This is a genomic window from Kitasatospora sp. NPDC054939 (assembly GCF_053610105.1).
The window spans coordinates 1-18041 of the sequence record NZ_JBSGXP010000100.1 but is presented as its reverse complement, the minus strand read 5'-3'; the positions used below and the strand labels follow the sequence as shown (position 1 = coordinate 18041).

The following is an 18041-nucleotide window of genomic DNA, read 5'->3' as shown; positions in this document are numbered from 1 at the left end:
GGCCGGGCCGCAGACGCTGTCCGCGCCAGGACAACGTGCCAGTGCCTGCCCGCCCCACCACCCGAGGGAGCACACATGGCCACGTCCGACGACGCCGCCCGCACGCCCGAGGAACCCACCGGCACAGCCGCCGGTGCGCCCGCCGACCCGTCCGCCGATGCCCCCGCGGCGCCCGCCGCGCCCGTCGCCGCCACCCGCGGCCGGGTCCGGCTGAAGCGGTCCGCCCTGATGGCCGTACCCGCCGTGTTCGCCGCGGGCACCCTGATGGCGCTGACCGCCCAGGGCGTGCTGGCCGCCCAGTTCGCGATCTCCGGCATGCCGTTCACCGTCACCGCCGACGCCCTGGAGGGCCAGGGCTTCGAGCAGTTCGGCGGCCTGGACCAGATGATCGAGAACAGTCCCAACTCCGGGGACACCGGCGGCCAGGTGCTGGTCGTCATCTCGGCGATCAAGAACGCCGCGCTGACCAAGCTCTGCCAGAGCGTGGACCTCGGCGGCGTGAACCTGCTGATCAGGGCGGGCGACGCCGGCACCCCGGTCACCGCCACCGACCTGACCACCGACTCCGACCTGCTCTCCGGCGACGCCTCGTTCACCAACATCGAGATCGGCGGTGACGCCTCCACCTTCACCAAGGCCGGCGTCAAGGGCCCGCCCGGGGTCTTCGGCCAGCAGGCCGACACCGTCACCATCCGCAACCTGCGCCAGCACAACTACGCCACCACCGCCGGCGCGTTCAAACTGCCCAACCTGCGGCTGAGCTTCAGCTCGGACGGCTGCTGAGCATGGGCGGCGCGGCGGCGACGGTCCGCAGGCGCAGACCGGGCTGGCGGAGCCGGCGGCCCTTCTGGGGCGGCCTGCTGGTGCTGCTCGGCGGTGCCGAGATCCTGTTCACCCTGCGGGCCCCGCTGCCCGTCGTCCTGCACATCGGGATGCAGGGGCTGGCCGGCTACCTGGTGCCGGTGACGATGGTCGTCTGCGGGGTGCTCATCCTGTTCAACCCGGCCCAGCGGCTGTTCTACTCCGTCGTCGCCGTGCTGCTGTCGCTGGCCAGCTGGCTGACCTCCAACCTGGGCGGGTTCCTGGTCGGGATGGCCCTCGGCCTGATCGGCAGCTGCCTCGCCTTCGGCTGGCTGCCGGACCAGCCGCCGCGCCGCCGGCTGTTGCGCCGGGGGCTGCCGCGCCGGCGGCTGCTGCGTCGGCGGCGGGAACCCGTCTCCACCACCTGACCGGGCCGGCCGGCCCGTCCCCGACCAAGAGCGGGCCGGTCGGACCCATTCCCGCGAGTGCCGCTGCCCGCGGTTCCGGCCGCCCGTCCCACCCGAGCTGCCCGTCCCACCCGAGCTGCCCGCCGCACCCGGGCCGCCCGTCCCACCCGAGCTGCCCGTCGCACCCGGGCCGCCCGCAGCACCCGGGCCGAGCGGCCCTGGCCGCCGGGACCAACGGCCCTTTCCGGTACCCGCCGACACCCCGTTCAATGGCAGGGCGGACACCGGGGGAGAACCTTGCCCGGACGTCGCCGACGAGGTGAACTCCCGGTGTCCGACCAGTATCTGACGATCCGTTAGGGTGATCTTCATGGAGATCACCAGCACCGCCGGCGAGTACGACCGACTGATCGCACGCCACCACGCCATGCGTCTGCGCCGTCGGATCCTGACCCCGGCCTCGCCGTTCGCCGGCCCGCCCGAACCGCCACCGCGGCAGCCCGTGGCCGAGGGCTACGACGGCGCGGCCGACCAGCGCGTCATCCTGCGCGACCTGGACCTCGTCGCGCCGTTCGCCGCACTCATCGACCACCTCTACGCCTTCATGTTCCTGCGCCGCCCGTACCTGCGGTCGCTGTTCCCCGAGTCGATGGACTTCCAACAGGCGCACCTGGAGCGGATGTTCACCCATCTGATAGAACACCTGGACCGTCCCGCCGAGCTCGCCGCCACCCTGGCCCGGCTCGGCCGCGACCACCGCAAACTGGGCGTCCGGCCGGTGCACTACCGGGCCTTCGAGGAGGCCGTCTGCGAGGCGATCCGGGAGCGTGCGGGCGCCGGCTGGACCCGCGAGCTGGAGGACGCCTGGGTGCGGATGCTGCGCTTCACGGTCGCGGCGATGGTCTCCGGTGCCGAGTCGGCACTCACCGAACCGCCGTACTGGCACGCGACCGTGGTCGGCCACGAGCGCCGCCGCCCGGACCTCGCCGTGCTGCGCGTACGCACCGGCGAGCCCTACCCGTACCGGGCCGGCCAGTACGGCACCGTCGAGCACCCGCTGCTGCCGCACACCTGGCGGCAGTACTCGATGGGCTGCGCACCCCGGGGCGACAACGAGCTGGAGTTCCACGTCCGGCGGACGGCACCCGGCGGCGTCAGTGCGGCCCTCGTCGAGCGGACCGCCGTCGGGGACCGGCTGCGGCTCGGCCCGCCGCGCGGCTCGCTGCTGCCGGAGGGCACGCCGGACCGCGACCTGCTGCTGGTGGCGGGCGGGACCGGCCTCGCCCCGATGAAGGCGATCGTGGAGGACCTGGTCGAGCACCGCCCTCGCGGCCGCCGGGTGCACCTGTTCGTCGGCGCCCGCGACCGCAGGGACCTCTACGACTGGCCGGCCCTGGCCGAACTCGGCGGCTGCAAACCCTGGTTGGAGCTGATCGCGGTCCCGGACGACGGCCCGTCGCCGGCCGGTGCGGACCCCCGGACGGCCCGCGGCGACCGGCTGGCCGAGGCCGTCCGCCGCGGCGGGGACTGGTCGGACCACCTCGCCTGCGTCAGTGGACCGGCCGGCATGGTCGACCAGGTGCGCTCCCGCCTGCTGGCCGCCGGCCTGCCCGCCTCCCGGGTGCACCACGATCCGGTGTTCGGCGTCCGCTGACCGCCGGGTCCGCTCGCCGGGCTCGGCACCGACCGTCCGCCGTGCCCACGGCCGGTACGCCCCGGCCCGCCGCCCGCCCCGGCCCGGCCCGCCGCCCGCCCCGGCCCGGCCCGCCGTCCGCCCCGGCCCGCCGTCCGCCCGGTCCGTCCTACCGGAAGCAGTACGAGTCGGACGACGCGTCGCCGCCCGCCAGGCGCGTCTGGTGCACCCGGAGCCCGCGGAAGTCCGCCCCGCGCGGGAAGAACCGGTGGTCGAGGGTCAGCCCGTCGGCCTCGGGGTCGGCGTCCAGCTTGACCATCCACGGCTCGATGCCGGCCGGGTAGAACTGGTCGTCCCACGCCCCGTACAGCGAGTTGGTGACGTAGATCCGCCGACCGTCCCGGCTCAGCTCGACCATCTGCGGGCCGCCGTTCAGCGGGGTGCCGGGGTCGGCCGGGTGCGGGGTGCGGGCGGTGATCCCGCCGAGCCGGACGGCGCCGGTCTGCCGGGGGTGGAAGGGGTCGGAGACGTCGTACTGCAGCAGTTCGCCGGTGCCCCAGGCGGAGACGTACAACCGCCGGTCGTCCACCGACAGGTTGATGTCGGTCACCAACGGCGGTACGGCGCCGAAGGGTTGGAGCGCGGGCGGCAGGTCCTCGGTCTTTGCGGGCTCGGCGGGTATCGTGATCACCTTGCGCGCCGTGAACGCCCCGCCCTCGCGGTACCAGAGCCAGACCGAGGCCGAGAGGTCCTCGACGCTGGTCACCACCCCGACGAACCCCCACTGGGCGTGCGGGTCGTGTGCCGGGCGCAGTTCCAGCACCATCTGGTGCTGGTCGCCGAGGTCCACCCGCTGCAGGTGGCGGCCCGAGTCCAGCTCCCAGAAGTGCAGCGCGTGCCCGTACTTGCGGCCGAGCAGCAGCTCCGGGACGACCCCGTCCTCCACCATCGAGGGGGTGCCCCACTCGCTGGTCACCGCGACGTTGCTGCCCAGGTGCCACCAGACGTCGTACGCGAAGTGCTGCGGTCCGCGCTCGGTCTCCCAGGCGCGCAGCACCTCGAAGGTGGTGTGGTCGAGCAGCGCGACGCCGCCGGGCCCGTCGCCGGCCGCGGCCTCGCCCTTGAGCCCGGCACCGCCGAGGCAGGAGAGGAACACGCCGCCCGGTCCGCAGTGCAGGGTGTGCGGCCGGGAGTAGCCCGCCTTCCGCGCCAACTCCTCGGCCGTCACGGTCTTCACCAGCCGGGGCCGCACCGGGTCGGGCCGGGTGTCCAGCACGTGCAGCTTCGAGGAGCGCAGCCCCGGCAGGAGCAGGAAGCGCCGCTCCGGCTGCTCGTGGCAGGCGTGGGCGAGCGCGCTGGAGCAGGCGTTCCAGCCGAAGTGGTGGAGTTCGTCGCCCGGTTCGGGCATGTCGGTGAAGTGGAGCACCCGGCCGTACGTCGGCGACTGCGGATCGGTGTCGACGGTGAGCAGCGCGTCCGGCCGGGTGGCCGACCGGTCGAAGGCCGCGACGTACGCCAGCGTCTCCGGTGGAGCCGCGATGGCCTCCGCGGGCGTGCGGTAGAGGGTCGGGTCGGTGTGCTCGCGGTGCGCCATCGAAGACATCAACTCCACGTGCGAAAAGGACGGGTGACGCTCGGTCACCGCAGCCTTCCACAGGAGGGCGGGCGCACAGCAGGCGTACGGGGGGCGGGCGCCGGGATCACGCCCGCCCACCGGTGCGGGCTCCGTCGTACGGGGGCTGCCCGCGGTTCAGTTCGCCGCGGGCGGGAAGTGGGTGGCGAGCCAGCGGTCGAGCTCGTCGAAGACCTGCTTGCGGGCCGTCTCGCCGGAGAGCACCAGGTCGTGCATGCCCTCCCGGATCCGCACCGTCGTCACGTGCCCGCCCAGCCGGGGCGCCAGCGCGGCGATGTCGTCGGCGCGCAGTACCGCGTCCGCGCGCAGCAGGGCGTCCTGCCACGTCGTACTGGCCACCGAGGCCGTGGAGGCCATGAGCAGCACCGGGCAGTCGATCGGCAGCCCGCGCCGCACCTGCCGCTGGCCCTGCTGGATCGCCGCCAGCCAGCCCGCGTACATCGGGAAGCCCTCGGCGGGCTTGAGCGCCAGGTCGAAGTCCCAGCTGCCGCGGTGGTCGCGGTGCAGGCTGTGGACGTAGTGCGGGTTGAGGGTCGAGGGCAGCGCGCGGGTCGGCGCGAACCGGCCGATCGCGTCGATCGCGGGCGCGCCCAGGGTGCGGACCGCGGGCGCGGCCGGCAGGGCCAGGAACGGGCTGTTCAGGAAGAGCCCGTCCACCACCCCGCGCCCCCTGCGGCGGGCCGCCCACAGCGCCGCGACCAGTCCGCCGGTGGAGTGCCCGTTCACCAGCAGCTGCCGGTGGCCGTCCACCTCCCGGACGATCCGCACCGCCTCGTCCAGCTCCTCGTCGTACGCGGCCAGGTCGCGGACGAAGTTGGGCGACTGGTGGGTCCGCAGCGAGCGTCCGTACTTGCGCAGGTCCAGCGCGTAGAAGGAGAACCCGGCTGCGACGAAGTGGTCCGCCAGGTGCGTCTGGAAGAAGTAGTCGGTGTACCCGTGGATGTACAGCACGGCCCGGTCCGACCCCGGCACCAGGCGGCGCACCAGTGTCGCTCCGACGGGGCCCTCCTCGTCGGCGGTCAGCGGCAGCTCCGCCGCCTCGTACGGGGCACCCAGGATGTCTTCTCGGAACTCCACGGCTCTCGCACCCAATCTCTGCTGGACCTCTGCCACGGCCTGACAGGCCCGGGGCACCGACGATACCGGCCGGTAGCCTCCGTGTGCACGGGCCCGCGCCCCCGGCCTATGCTGCCGCCATGCCCGCCTCCGAGTCCGCATCCGTGCCCCCCGCCGATCCCGCCCCGGAACCGGCCGACTCCCACGGCTCGCCCGAACCGCTCCCCGTCAGCCGCGCGGTCGACCTCGGCACCGCCCGGCTGATGCCCGACATCGACCGCGACGGCGGCTGGCTGCTCACCCTCGACGACACCCCGCAGTCCTACGTCGACCTGCGGGACCCCACCCACCTGGAGTTCGAGTACACCCGGCGGATCGGCCACCTCGTCGACGCGCTCGCCCCCGCCGGTGAACCGCTCACCGCCCTCCACCTCGGCGGCGGCGCCCTCACCGTCCCCCGCTACCTCGCCGCCACCCGCCCCGGCTCCCGGCAGCACGTCGTCGAGATCGACGGCCCGCTGCTCGACCTGGTCGGCGAGCACCTGCCCTGGGACGGGCCCGGCGTGCACCTCACCGCCGAGGTCGCCGACGCGCGCGAGGCCCTGGCCGCGACCCCCGCCGACGGCCTCGACCTGATCGTCGCCGACGTCTTCCAGGGCTCCCGCACCCCCGCCCACCTCACCTCCGTCGAGTTCCTGCGCCTCGCCGCGGCGGCCCTGCGCGGGGGCGGCTGCTACGCCGCCAACCTCGCCGACGGACCGCCGCTGGACTTCGCCCGCGCCCAGGCCGCCACCCTGCGCGCGGTCTTCCCCGAGACCTGCCTGATCGCCGAGCCGTCCGTGCTGCGGGGCCGCCGCTACGGCAACATCCTGCTGGTGGGCTCCGACCGCCCGCTGCCCGCCGCGGACCTGGCCCGCCGCCTCGCCGCCGACGTCTTCCCCGCGCGCCTCACCGACGGCCGCGACCTCGCCGCGTTCACCGGCCGCACCCCGCCGGTCACCGACGCCACCGCCCACCCCTCGCCGCCGCCCCCGGCCGGCGCCTTCAACGTCGGCTGACCGGCGCGCCCGCTCCCGCCCCCCCGGCGGGCACCACGGGCGGCGGCACGCCGGACGGCCGCGCGGCGGGCGGCGACGCGCCGGGAGTGCCAGAATCGGCCGGGCTGGTGATCGCGATTGCGAGGGAGCGTGCAGCGGTGAACGGAGAGCGACCCGACCTCGGCGCCGTGCCCGAGACGGCCCTGTGGACCCTGTGGCAGCGCGCCGTCGAGTCCCGCCGCCCGGACGCGGTGCTGCACGACCCGAAGGCCGAAGAACTCGTCGAGCGGATCGACTACCCCTTCGCCGACCGCTTCGGCACCAGCGCGCTCCAGGCCCAGCTGCAGGCCCTGCGCGCGGCCTGCTTCGACCGCGAGGTGGAGGACTTCCTGCTCCGCGAACCGCGCGGCACCGTGGTCTGCCTGGGCGAGGGCCTGGAGACCCAGTACTGGCGGGTCGACAACGGCCGCGCCCAGTGGCTCGGCGTCGACCTCCCCGACGCCGTCGCCCTGCGCGACCGCCTGCTGCCCCCCGGCCCGCGCCGCCGCTCCCTCGCCGCCGACGCCACCGACCTGCGCTGGGCGGACGAGGTCGACCGCAGCCGCGGCACCCTGATCACCGCCCAGGGCCTGCTGATGTACCTGCAGCCGATGCAGGTCCGCGCCCTGATCGCCGGCTGCGCCGACCGCTTCCCGGGTGCCACGTTCCTGCTGGACGCGGTACCGCGCTGGTTCGGTGCGCTGTCCCTGCGCGGCAGGCTGCGGCACGGCGACTTCCAGGCACCCCCGATGCCCTGGTCGATGGACGCCGACGAGCAGGCCAAACTGCACACCGCCAGCCCGGCCGTCACCACCGTCCGCGACATCCGCCCCACCGGCGCCCGCGGCCCCCTCGGCGCCCTCCTGCCCCTGGCCCTGACCGTCCCCCCGCTCTCCACCCGCCGCCCCACGGTCACCGCACTGGAGTTCGCCGGGCGGCCGCAGTAGTCCGGTCGGGACCTGCCGGAGCCGAACCGCGCCGTCGGTGCTTTCGGTGCCGCGGTGCGGTCGGGGCGCGGTCGGGGTGCGTACGGTGCGGTCGTGGCGGCTCGGCACGCAGGGCGTTTCCGGTGGGGGTGGGGAGCCGGTACGGTCGGGGCGTCAGTGGTGCGGCGGTGGGCCGCGGTCCGGAGGCGCGCGTGGGTGAATGGCGGACCTTCCTGCAGGACCAGCCGTCCAGGGTCCTGGTGGAGATCGGCGAGCACGACCCGGTGCTCTTCGCCCGGGTGACGATCGCCCTGTCCGGGTTGGACGGGGCCTCGGGCGAGCCGGTGGACGAGTGGGGCGACCTGCGCAACGTCGTTCTGGCCCCGGCGGTCACCGGCGAGATCTTCGTCGACCCGGAGGCCGATCCGCCCGCCGTCGACGTCCTGCGGATCGTCTGGCTGACCCTGGGCTGACCTCGGCCCGGGGGAACCCTCAGGGGGCGGCGCCCGCGGAGCGGAGCTTGCGGGCCCGGAGCACCAGCTCCAGGGCGAAGCGCTGGTCGTGGTCGTCCAGTGCGTCGCCCCACAACTCCCTGAGCTGGCGCATGCGGTAACGGACCGTCTGGGGGTGCACCCCGATCCGGGCGGCGACCTCCGCGGCGCCGCCGCGGGTCTGGAGCCAGGCCAGCAGGGTGTCCGCGAGGCGTTCCGCGTGGCCGGGGGTGCAGGCGGCGAGCGGTGCGAGGCAGCCGGTGGCGAGGTCGTCGACGAGTTCGGCGGGCGGCAGCAGGAGCAGCGCGGTGGTGTGCTCGGTGCAGTCGAGCAGGCCGGGGGAGGGCAGCGTCCCGGCCGCGATGAGGCCGACCGCCGTCTGCGCCCAGTGCAGCGACCGCGCCGCCCGGTCCAGCGGGACGGTCGGCCCCAGGGCGCCGGTCCAGCCCGGGAGGGCCTGCCGCAGTGCGTCGGCCCGGCCGGTCTGGGCGGGGCCGGGGACGATCAGCCGGGGCTGCGGGCTCTCCCAGTCGAGCAGGACGCCGTTGCCGAGGGCCGGTGGCAGGGGTGCCCGGTCGTTGCGGGTGAGCACGGCGACCGCGACGGTCTCCGGGAGCCGCCACCCGATGTTGCCGGCGTAGCGGGCCGCGGCCTGGGGTTCGGCCGGCCGGTCGGCGAGCAGGAGTTCCACCAGCCGGTGCTGGCGGCGGAGCCGTTCGCCGGCGGCCAGGGACTCGTTGCCGATCTGGTACTGGGCGGCCTCGACGACCAGGGCCTCGATGTAGTCGAAGCCGGCCTCGGCCAGTTCGTACATCGCGGCGGACGGGATGCCGACGGACTCGGCGATCTCGGTGAGCCGGCGCCAGGAGATCCGGGCGCCGAAGCGGTAGACCGCGCGCATGAAGTCGAGCGCCCGCCCGGGCAGCGCCTCGCACCGGTCGAGGGAGGCGGCGACCTCGCGGAAGCGGACGGCGCCGTCGCCGCTGATCCTGGGACCGCCGGCGGCCCGGACGCTCCCGACGAAGCGGCCGAGGGCCTCCCTGATCCGGGTGAGCACCCCGGAGACGCCGTCGTCGTCGTAGATCTCGACGATCTGCGGGAACTGGATGTGGATCTGTTGCATCACCTCGATCGAGAGGGTGGGGATCTCGGCGGTGGCGAGCGCGATGAACCGCTCGGTGTCGGCGGCGCCGACGGTGCTCCACACGGAGACCGACCGCAGTGCGACGGCCGGGGCGGGATGTGCTTGTACGCGCATGCGGGCGGCCTCCCTGGGGGTGCGCCGGGTCAGCCGGTGAAGGTCACCAGCCGGGTGGCGGGTCAGCCGGTGAAGGTCACCAGCGGAGTGTCGGGTCCGTCGGGCGTGCTGGTCGCCGCGGCGACCAGGCCGAGTACGGCGGCGACGGCGAGGATCACTCCTGTCGCGGCGGTGAGGGCGACGGCGAGAACGGGGTGCTGGGTACGCACGGCGGCGGAAGTCCCTTCCGATGGCCCCGCGTGGGCGGGGCGAACAGCAGGCGACACCATCCGCACCGGCCCGGTCCCGTGCCCCCACAGTTTTGCCCCGGCGTTGACAGCCGTCAAGGGGGGACCTACGGTTCCCGGCTCAGGGGATGTACACGGGATCTGCCTCAACTGGGCAGCCGTTGGGGACCGTTCGCCGCACCACCGTCGTCACTGCCGTACGGTCCGTGCCGACCCCGACCCCTTACGGAGCGTAATCATGTCCGTGCCCACGGGCCAGATCCCCGAGCAGCCCGCGGGGGAGCCCGCCGCCCCCGCCGCTCTCGTGCCCAGCCCCGCCCTCTCGCCCGACACCGATTCCCACCCGGCCCCCGCACCGGCGCCGCGCCGGCTGTCCCGCACCGGCCTGGTGCTGACGGGGCTGGCCGCCTTCCTCCTGGTGGTGGCACCGCTGCTGCACTGGTACGCGCTGCCGAACCTCCGCAGGACGCCGGTCGACACCGACACCACCACGGTCTTCACGGGCCGCGGCACCGTCTTCGACACCAAGGCCGTCGCGGTGAGCCCCGTCCAGGACCTCACCCTCACCCGGCGGGTGGTGGGCAACGTCGCGCAGAGCAGCGGGACCCGCGCGGTGATGGACGTCTCCACGCAGATCGACACCGCGGCCACGCTCGAACTCCGCGACCCCCGCCGGTCCGTGCAGTGGACGGTCGAGCGCTGGGTGACCGACCGCCGCACCAACCTGCCGCTGCACTCGCACGGCGAGACCCCGGTCTTCTCCGGCGAGGCGTACCTGAAGTTCCCGTTCGGCCTGGACCGGCGCCCGTACACCTACTGGGACTCCACGCTCGGCGGCACCGTCACCCTCGACTACCAGGGCACCGCGACCGTGAACGGCCGCACCGGCTACCGCTACGGCGCGGTGCTCGGCCCGACCAGGGTGGGCACCCAGCAGCTCCCGGGCAAGGTCCTCGGCGTGCCGGGGAGCAGCCAGGTCGTCGCCGAGCGGTACTACGCGAACGGCGGGTTCAGCGTGGTCGTGGACCCGGTGACCGGAGTCGTGATGGACGCCCGTACGCAGCCGCTGGTGACCCTGCGGACCTCGGCCGACGGCCCCGACCTGCTGACCCTGCTGCGCGCGGACCTCACGATGACGCCGGAGAGCCGGGCGAACCAGGTGCGGACCGCGCAGGCGTCCGCCCGGAAGCTGGAGCTGGTGGGGACGGTCGGTCCGCTCGGCGCCGGGGCGGCGGGTCTGGTCGCGCTGGCGGTCGGGGGAGCGCTGCTGCGCCGGCGCTCCGCGCAGTGACGGAGCCGTGGCACCCGCCGGGTGAAGGCCGTGGCACAGCCGGCTGCGTGCCGTGGCACCCGCCGGGTGTGCGGGGTGCCACCGAGCGGGCGCGGTGACACCCCCCGCTCGCAGAAGTGACAGAGGAATCGCGCGTTCCGCGTGAACCCGACCGGAATTTAGCAATTCCGTGAGTAGTACCGGGCGGTAGCAACAGCCCAGACTGGCGGCGCGCGCCACCCGCGCGCCGCCAGCCGCATCCCCCGGTCCCTCCCGTGCGACTGCCCCTCCACCGGTCACCCCCGGTCCCCGTGCAACCCCCTGCGCAGCCCTGTCCCCAGCACTGCCCCCCGTACCTCCCCGTCCCGGCACCCCTGCCGCGGCACCCCCTCCCCGTCCCCCTGCCTTGAGCACTGCGCCCCTCCCAGGAGCTCCCATGGCACATCAGATGTCCCCGCACCCGCCCCCGGCCCCCGCGGCGACGCGGCCTGAGCCGGCCGCGCCCCGCCGGATCACCGTCCTCGCCTGGCGGGACCTCGCCAACCCGGCGGCCGGCGGTTCGGAACTGCTCGTCGACCGGCTGGCCTCCGGACTGGCCGCCCGCGGCCACGAGGTCACCCTGCTCTGCGGCGGTGCAGAACCACCCGTCGGCCGCACCTACCGGGTGATCTCCTCCGGCGGGACGTACGACCACTTCCTGCGCACCCCGCGCGCGTTCGGCCGCAGCGTCGGCGAGACCGACCTGCTGGTCGAGGTGTGCAACGGCGTCCCCTACCTGGCGCCGCTCTGGTACCGCGGCCCGGTGCTGTGCCTGGTCAACCACGTGCACACCGACCTCTGGGGCCAGCGCCTGCCCGCACCGGTCGCCCGGGTCGGACGGCTGCTGGAGCACCGGGCGCTGGCCCGGACCCACCGCCGCAGCCTGATGGTCGCGGTGTCCCCCTCCACCGCCGAGGCGATGGCGGGGATCGGCGTCCCGGCCGACCGCATCCGGCTCGTGCCCAACGGGGTCGAGACGCCCCCGCCGCTGCTCTCCGAATCGGAGGAGCCGCTGTTCACCGCCGTCGGGAGACTGGTGGAGTACAAGCGGATCGACCTGCTGCTGCGCCTGTGGGAGCGGGTCCGCCCGATCACCGGCGGCACCCTGGTCATCGTCGGCGACGGCCCGGAACGGGCCCGCCTGCAAGCGCAGGCCGGTCCCGGCGTGGTCTTCGCCGGGCGGGTCGACGAGGCCGAGAAGCACCGCCTGCTCTGCCGGAGCTGGCTGCTGCTGCACCCGTCCTCGCTGGAGGGCTGGGGCCTGGTGGTCACCGAGGCCGCCGTCCGGGGCACCCCCGCGGTCGGCTTCGACATCCCCGGCCTGCGGGACTCGGTCGTCCACGGCCGGACCGGGCTGCTCGCCCGGGGCGCGAGCGGGTTCGCCGCGGCCTGGAGCGCGCTGGCGCTGTCCGGCGAACGCCGGGCCGCGATGGGCGCGGCCGCCCGGCTCCGCGCCGAGCAGCTCACCTGGGAGCACAGCGTCGACCGCTTCCAGGCGGCCGCCGCCGAAGCGGTGGCCCTGCACCGCACCGGGCGGCCCGGGCCGACTCCGGCCGGGTCAGGACCCGAGCCGGCTCGCTCCGGGTCCGAGTCGAGCCGCTCCGGACCCGAACCGGCCGGAGTCGGCCCGGCCGGGCGACCGGCCCGGACCACGGCGGAGCGCTCGTGAAGGACCCCTCCCTGCGCCGCTCCCTGGCGCTGTTCCGCGCCTTCCGCGCCGAGCAGAGCGACCCGGAGAGGTTCTACACGCTCCTGGCCGAGGACGCCGCCGACCAGGTCGAGCGCCACACCCCGCTGGCCGGGGCGGTGGTCGCCGACGTCGGCGGCGCCGCCGGCCACTTCACCGAGGCGTTCCGGGCCAGGGGCGCGCACGCCTACCTCTTCGAACCGGACCTCGCCGAACTGCACGCCCGCGGCGGACGTACGCCCGCCCACGCGGTCGTCGCGGACGGGTACTGGCTGCCGCTCGCCGACGGCGCCGCCGACGTCTGCTTCTCCTCCAACGTGCTGGAGCACGTGCCCGACCCGGAGACCTTCATCAGCGAAATGGTGCGGGTCACCCGCCCCGGCGGCCTGGTGTACGTCTCGTACACCAACTGGCTCTCCCCCTGGGGCGGGCACGAGACCTCGCCCTGGCACCTGCTCGGCGCCGACCGGGCCCGGCGCCGCTACCGGCGGCGCACCGGGCGCGACGCCAAGCACACCCTCGGCGTGAACCTCCACCGGGTGCACATCGGCCCGGTGCTGCGCCACGTGCGCGGGCGCGGCGACGTCGAGGTCCTCTCCGCACGATCGCGCTACTGGCCGTTCCTGGCCGAGACCCTCGTCCGCGTTCCGGGGCTGCGCGAGATCGCGTCCTGGAACCTTCTCCTGGTGATGCGGAGAACCTCCGAATGAGCGCCCCCACGCTGCAGCTCCCGGCCGCGCCGCCCGCGGGGCCGCGCGCCGAACCGCGCACCGGCCGCCGCTGGCTCGCCGCCGGCTGGCTGCTGGTCCTGTCCGCTTTCCTGGCCGCCGCGCCAGGGCGGACCGCCTTCGACACCAAACTCGCCGTCGCACTCGACCCGGTGGGCTTCCTCGGCTCGCTGGGGACGCTGTGGCAGAGCGAGGGCGGCTTCGGCGGCCTGTCCAACCAGTACGTCGGCTACGCCTTCCCGATGCTGCCGTACTACCTGCTGACCCACCTGCTGCACCTGCCGGTCTGGCTGGCGGAGCGGCTGTGGCTGTCCCTGGTGGTGACCGCCGCCTTCTGGGGAGCCCTGCGGCTCGCCGAGCGCCTCGGGTACGGCACCCGGCCCAGTCGCCTGCTCGGCGCCGCCTGCTACGCCCTGTGGCCGGTGTTCACCATCGTGGTCGGGTCCACCTCGGCCGCCGCGCTGCCCGGGGCGGTCCTGCCCTGGGTCCTGCTGCCGCTGACCCGGATCGCCTCGGCGCGCGCCGCCGCGCTCCGCTCCGCGCTGGTGGTCCCGCTGATGGGCGGCGTCAACGCGACCTCGGTGGCGGCGTCCCTGCTGCCGGTCGGGCTCTACCTGCTCAGCCGGCCCGGCGGCGGGCGCAAGTGGCGGCTCATCGGCTGGTGGGTGCCCGGCGTCCTGCTGGCCACCGCCTGGTGGGCCGTACCGCTGCTGCTGCTCAACTCCTACGGCGCCGACTTCCTCCGGTACATCGAGCAGGCGTCCACCACCACCGCCACCATGTCCGCCACCGAGCTGCTGCGCGGGGCCGGGAACTGGGTGGCCTACCTGCACTTCGGCTCGGCCTGGCTGCCCGCCGGCTGGGACGTCGCGGCGAACGTCCTGGTCGTCGCCGGCTCCGCGCTCGCCGCGGCGCTCGGCCTGGCCGGGCTCGCCCGCCGCGACCTGCCCGAGCGCCGCTGGCTGCTGCTGGTCGTCGGCACCGTCGCGCTGATCACCCTCGCCGGGTACGGCGGCTCCGCCGGCGCGCCCTTCGCGGGCACGGTGCAGCACCTGCTGGACGGCGCGCTGGCGCCGCTGCGCAACATCTACAAGTTCCAGACCGGCCTCGCCCTGGCGCTGGCCCTGGGCCTGGCGCACCTGTGCGGGCGGCCGTTCCCCCGGTCGGCGGCCCGGCCCCGGCTGGTCCCCGGCCTGGTCGCCCTCGCGGTCCTGCCCGGCCTCGCACTGCCCTACCTGAACGGCAACGTCCTCCAGCCGGGCGCGTTCGAGGCGCTGCCCGCCCAGTGGAAGCAGACCGCGGCGTACCTGTCCGCCCACTCGCCGGACAGCCGGGCCCTGGTCGTCCCCGCCGACGCGCACGGCCTGTACACCTGGGGTTCGACGATCGACGAGCCGCTGGACGTGCTGGCCGCCTCGCCGTGGGCGCAGTACAACTTCGTGCCCTTCGGCCAGGCGGGCGAGCGCCGCTACCTGGAGGCGATCCAGGAGGCCCTGGGGACCGGCACCCGGGTGCCGGGGCTGCGCGCCTTCCTGCAGCGCGCCGGCCTGCACCTGCTGGTGGTCCGGAACGACCTCGATCCGGACCAGGCCGGCTACATCCCGCCGCAGACGGTGCGCGCCACCCTGCTGGCCTCCGGCTACGAGCGGGTGACCGGCTTCGGCTCCCCGGTGGGCTCCGGACGGATCCCGCCGGACACCCCCGTCCAGGTCCAGGGCCTGCACCGGACGTACGACGCGGTGGAGGTCTTCGCGCCGGCCGGCGGTGCGGCCGCGCCGGGCCGGGTGACCACGCGTCCGGTCGCGGACACCGCCGTCGTCAGCGGCGGCACCGAGTCGCTGCTCCAGCTCTCCGCGAACGGCACGGTGACGGACCGTCCGGTGGTCCTCTCCGGCGACCCGCTGCCGGCCGGAGCCGGTGCGGCGATCCGGGCCGCCGCGGACGGCCACCGCCGCAGCGACACGCTGTTCGGACTGGTCGACAGCAACAACTCGTACACCTACACGGCCACCGGCACCAATCCGCCCGACGCCGGACAGGACCCGGGCCGCGCACCGCGGCAGATCCTGCCCTCCGGCCCGGCCGGTTCCGCCTCCGAGCAGACCACCGCGGTGATCGAGGGCGCGCGGTCGGTCACCGCCTCCTCCTACGGCTCCTGGCTGTTCGCCCTGCCGCAGTACGACCCGGTCGGGGCCTTCGACGGGAACCCCGCCACGGCCTGGGCCGAGGGCAGCAGCGCGGACCCGGTGGGCCAGTGGCTGCGGATCGACCTCGACGGGTCGGTGGACCTCCCGGCCACGCTCCAGGTCACCCCGCTCGCGGGCGGCACGCTGCGGCCGACCGTCACCAAGGTCAGGATCACCACCGAGCGCGGTTCGGCGGTGAGCACGCTGCAGCCGCAGGCCGTCGCGCAGACCGTCCGGGCCCCGGCGGGGCCGACGACCTGGGTGAAGGTCACCATCGAGGGCGCCGCCACCTCCGCCACCGGGGTGGGCGGGGCCGGCTTCGCGGAGATCGCGATCCCCGGCGTCCGGGCGACCCGGGTGCTGTCCCTCCCGGGCGCGCCCGCCGACGTCTACTCGCTGCACCGCACGCTGGACCCGGGCACCTTCCGGTCGGGCACCGCCGAGACCGGGCTCGAACGCCAACTGACCAGCACGGCGGGCGACTTCACCGTCACCGGCAGCGCCGTGGCGCTCCCGGGACCCGCCCTGGACGCCCTGCTCGACCAGGTGGCCCCCGGCCGGGCCGCCGGACGGATCGGCGCCACGGTCGACTCCGCCACCTCCGGTAGCGCCCGCCACCTGCTCGACGGGGACTTCACCACCGCCTGGATCGCCGGCGACCGGCCCACCGTCCGGCTCGCCTGGCAGGGCAGCCGCAGCATCGATCACCTGGTGCTCGGCGCCGCCAACGGCCTCTCCGCCCGGCCCACCCAGGTGCAGCTCAGCACCCCGACCGACGCGGTCGCCGCGGCGGTGGACGCCAACGGCCTGGTCCGCTTCGCCCCGCTGACCACCGACCGGCTGACGATCACCGTCACCGGCACCGCGCCCGTCGTCGTCCACAACCCGCTCGCCGGTCAGAACCTCCAACTGCCGGTCGGGCTGACCGAGGTGCACATCCCGGCGCTGGCCGACCTGACCAGCCCTCCGGCCGCCCAGACGCCGTCGACCGCCCAGGGCACGCCGACCGCCCAGGCCCAGGGCAGCCCGGCCGCCCAGGAGCCGTCGGGCGGAGCGTCCTTCGCCCTGCCCTGCGGCCGGGGGCCGATCGTCACCGTGGACGGCGTCGGCCACCCGACCTCCGTCTCCGGCACGGTCGCGGACCTGGAGAACCGTCGCCCCGTCGCCCTCACCCTCTGCCCGGCCGGCGGGCCGACCCTGGCCCTCGGCCAGGGCACGCACCGGGTCTCCACCTCCGACGACGGCGCGCTGGCCGTCACCGACCTCACCCTCTCCGCCCGCACCGCCGCCCCCGTCACCAAACCGGGCGAGCGCCGCACCGTCGAGGTCCTCGCCTGGTCCGGGGACGAGCGCACGGTACGGATCGGCACCGGCGACGCCGCCTACCTCCAGGTGCACGAGAACGCCAACGCCGGCTGGAAGGCCACGCTCGACGGCAAACCGCTGCAGTCCGTCCGCCTCGACGGCTGGCAGCAGGGCTACGTGGTACCGGCGGGCACCGGCGGCACCGTACAGCTCACCTTCACCCCCGGCACCACCTACGACCTCGGGCTGGTCGGCGGCGGCCTCGCCGTCCTGGTGCTCGTCGGGCTGGCCGCGGTGCCCGCCCTGCTGCGCCGGGGCGGGCGGCGGGACGCCACCGCCCCACAGGACTGGGAAGCGGCGCCGGCGCCCGGGTGGCTGCTCGGTGCGGTCTTCCCGGTGCTGGTCCTCGGGGTGGTCGGCGGTCCGCTCGCCCTGCTCGCCCTGCCGCTGATCCCGATCGCGTTCCGGTGGCCGAGCCTGCTGCCGTACCTCGCCGGCACGGCGATGGCCGGCGCCGGGCTGGTGGCGGCCGTCGGGGCCCCCGGCGGGGCGTTCGGCCCGGTCGCGCAGGTGCTTGCCCTGCTCGCCCTCGCCGCCGTGCTGGTCGCGGCGGACCGCCGGGCCGCCGCACCCCGGCACCGGGCCGAGGCCCCGTGACCCGCCCGTCCCCCGGAACCCCTGCCGCCCGGACCGCGTCCGGGCGGCAGGGGCGGGTCCCCTTCCCCGCTACCGACGAGTACACCCGCCACCTGCTCCAGGAGCACCGGGACGCGGACACCGTCCACCTGGAGGCCCACCTCCCCGGCGACCTCGACCTCCCGCGGCTCCGGGCCGCCTTCACCCGGACCCTGGCCGCCCACCCCGGACTGCGGGTGCGCCAGGCGCAGGCCCGCTGGTGGCACCGCCGCTACCACTGGGAGCCCGCACCGCCCGGCCCCGCCGTGGCCGCCGCCGACGACCTCGCCGGCGCCCGCGACCGCGCCCTGAACGCGCCGCCCCCGCTGACGGCGGGCCCGCCGCTGCGGGTGGAGACCGCGCCGCTGCCCGGCGGCGGCACCGCCCTGCTGCTGACGGCCGCGCACACCCTCGCCGACGCGGGTACCTGCCTGCGTCTGCTCTGCGACCTCGCCGACCACTACGCCGGCACCCCGGCCGGCCACGACGCCCCGCCCACCGGCCCGTCCGCCCCGTCCCCCGGCCGCGCCGCCCGCCCGCTGCGCCCCCCCCCCGCCGCCCCCCCCCCCCCCCGCCCCCCCCGCCCCCCCCCCCCCCCCCCCCGCCCCCCCCCCCCCCCCCCGCCCGGCCGGCCGCGGCACCG

At 75.7% G+C, this 18041-nt stretch carries 14 protein-coding genes and 1 pseudogene; 11 read left to right on the top strand and 4 right to left on the bottom strand.

The window, feature by feature from the left end; all coding sequences use genetic code 11:
- Window positions 1-75: 75 nt before the first annotated feature.
- From ACWGB8_RS25595 to ACWGB8_RS25585, 3 genes are all read left to right on the top strand, one after another.
- Window positions 76-783 (top strand): DUF6230 family protein, encoded by a 708-nt coding sequence (locus ACWGB8_RS25595; protein WP_452215933.1) that lies wholly within the window; start codon window positions 76-78, stop codon window positions 781-783.
- Between the two features lie 2 nt (window positions 784-785).
- Window positions 786-1229 (top strand): DUF6114 domain-containing protein, encoded by a 444-nt coding sequence (locus ACWGB8_RS25590; RefSeq protein WP_452215932.1) that lies wholly within the window; start codon window positions 786-788, stop codon window positions 1227-1229.
- Window positions 1230-1578: 349 nt separating this feature from the next.
- The gene (locus ACWGB8_RS25585; protein WP_452215931.1) at window positions 1579-2862 is read left to right on the top strand and encodes a globin domain-containing protein; all 1284 of its coding nucleotides are present in this window, start codon (window positions 1579-1581) and stop codon (window positions 2860-2862) included.
- 148 nt (window positions 2863-3010) lie between these two features.
- Here the strand turns inward: ACWGB8_RS25585 and ACWGB8_RS25580 are convergent, their stop codons facing one another.
- Both ACWGB8_RS25580 and ACWGB8_RS25575 read right to left on the bottom strand, forming a co-directional pair.
- Entirely contained in the window at window positions 3011-4435 is a 1425-nt protein-coding gene (locus ACWGB8_RS25580; RefSeq protein WP_452215930.1) for a selenium-binding protein SBP56-related protein, read from the bottom strand.
- 156 nt (window positions 4436-4591) lie between these two features.
- On the bottom strand, window positions 4592-5551 hold the full coding sequence (locus ACWGB8_RS25575; protein ID WP_452215929.1) for an alpha/beta hydrolase: 960 nt from the start codon (window positions 5549-5551) through the stop codon (window positions 4592-4594).
- 242 nt (window positions 5552-5793) lie between these two features.
- On the opposite strand from ACWGB8_RS25575, the gene ACWGB8_RS25570 reads away from it, so the two are divergent.
- The 3 genes from ACWGB8_RS25570 to ACWGB8_RS25560 all read left to right on the top strand — a co-directional run bounded on the left by ACWGB8_RS25570 (window position 5794) and on the right by ACWGB8_RS25560 (window position 8005).
- Window positions 5794-6588 (top strand): spermidine synthase, encoded by a 795-nt coding sequence (locus ACWGB8_RS25570; RefSeq protein WP_452215947.1) that lies wholly within the window; start codon window positions 5794-5796, stop codon window positions 6586-6588.
- A 137-nt stretch (window positions 6589-6725) separates the two neighbouring features.
- A complete protein-coding gene (locus ACWGB8_RS25565; protein WP_452215928.1) occupies window positions 6726-7553 on the top strand; it encodes a class I SAM-dependent methyltransferase in 828 nt (275 codons plus the stop codon).
- Window positions 7554-7744: 191 nt separating this feature from the next.
- Entirely contained in the window at window positions 7745-8005 is a 261-nt protein-coding gene (locus ACWGB8_RS25560; RefSeq protein ID WP_452215927.1) for a hypothetical protein, read from the top strand.
- A 19-nt stretch (window positions 8006-8024) separates the two neighbouring features.
- On the opposite strand, the gene ACWGB8_RS25555 is transcribed toward ACWGB8_RS25560, so the two are convergent.
- A complete protein-coding gene (locus ACWGB8_RS25555) occupies window positions 8025-9281 on the bottom strand; it encodes a helix-turn-helix domain-containing protein (RefSeq protein ID WP_452215926.1) in 1257 nt (418 codons plus the stop codon).
- A gap of 62 nt (window positions 9282-9343) precedes the next feature.
- Complete coding sequence (locus tag ACWGB8_RS25550; RefSeq protein ID WP_452215925.1) at window positions 9344-9490, bottom strand: hypothetical protein; 147 nt, start codon at window positions 9488-9490, stop codon at window positions 9344-9346.
- A 256-nt stretch (window positions 9491-9746) separates the two neighbouring features.
- Here ACWGB8_RS25550 and ACWGB8_RS25545 point away from each other — a divergent pair, with 256 nt between their 5' ends.
- The 5 genes and pseudogenes from ACWGB8_RS25545 to ACWGB8_RS25525 form a co-directional block, all read left to right on the top strand.
- On the top strand, window positions 9747-10799 hold the full coding sequence (locus tag ACWGB8_RS25545) for a porin PorA family protein (RefSeq protein ID WP_452215924.1): 1053 nt from the start codon (window positions 9747-9749) through the stop codon (window positions 10797-10799).
- 415 nt (window positions 10800-11214) lie between these two features.
- Window positions 11215-12486: a glycosyltransferase family 4 protein gene (locus ACWGB8_RS25540; protein WP_452215923.1), complete on the top strand. Its 1272-nt coding sequence runs from the start codon at window positions 11215-11217 to the stop codon at window positions 12484-12486.
- Entirely contained in the window at window positions 12483-13214 is a 732-nt protein-coding gene (locus ACWGB8_RS25535; RefSeq protein WP_452215922.1) for a class I SAM-dependent methyltransferase, read from the top strand. Before ACWGB8_RS25540 ends, ACWGB8_RS25535 begins: the two co-directional genes overlap by 4 nt.
- Complete coding sequence (locus tag ACWGB8_RS25530) at window positions 13211-17380, top strand: alpha-(1->3)-arabinofuranosyltransferase domain-containing protein (RefSeq protein ID WP_452215921.1); 4170 nt, start codon at window positions 13211-13213, stop codon at window positions 17378-17380. Before ACWGB8_RS25535 ends, ACWGB8_RS25530 begins: the two co-directional genes overlap by 4 nt.
- Window positions 17377-18041: pseudogene (locus ACWGB8_RS25525) on the top strand (condensation protein); the annotation flags it as partial. The gene ACWGB8_RS25530 and the pseudogene ACWGB8_RS25525, both read left to right, overlap by 4 nt.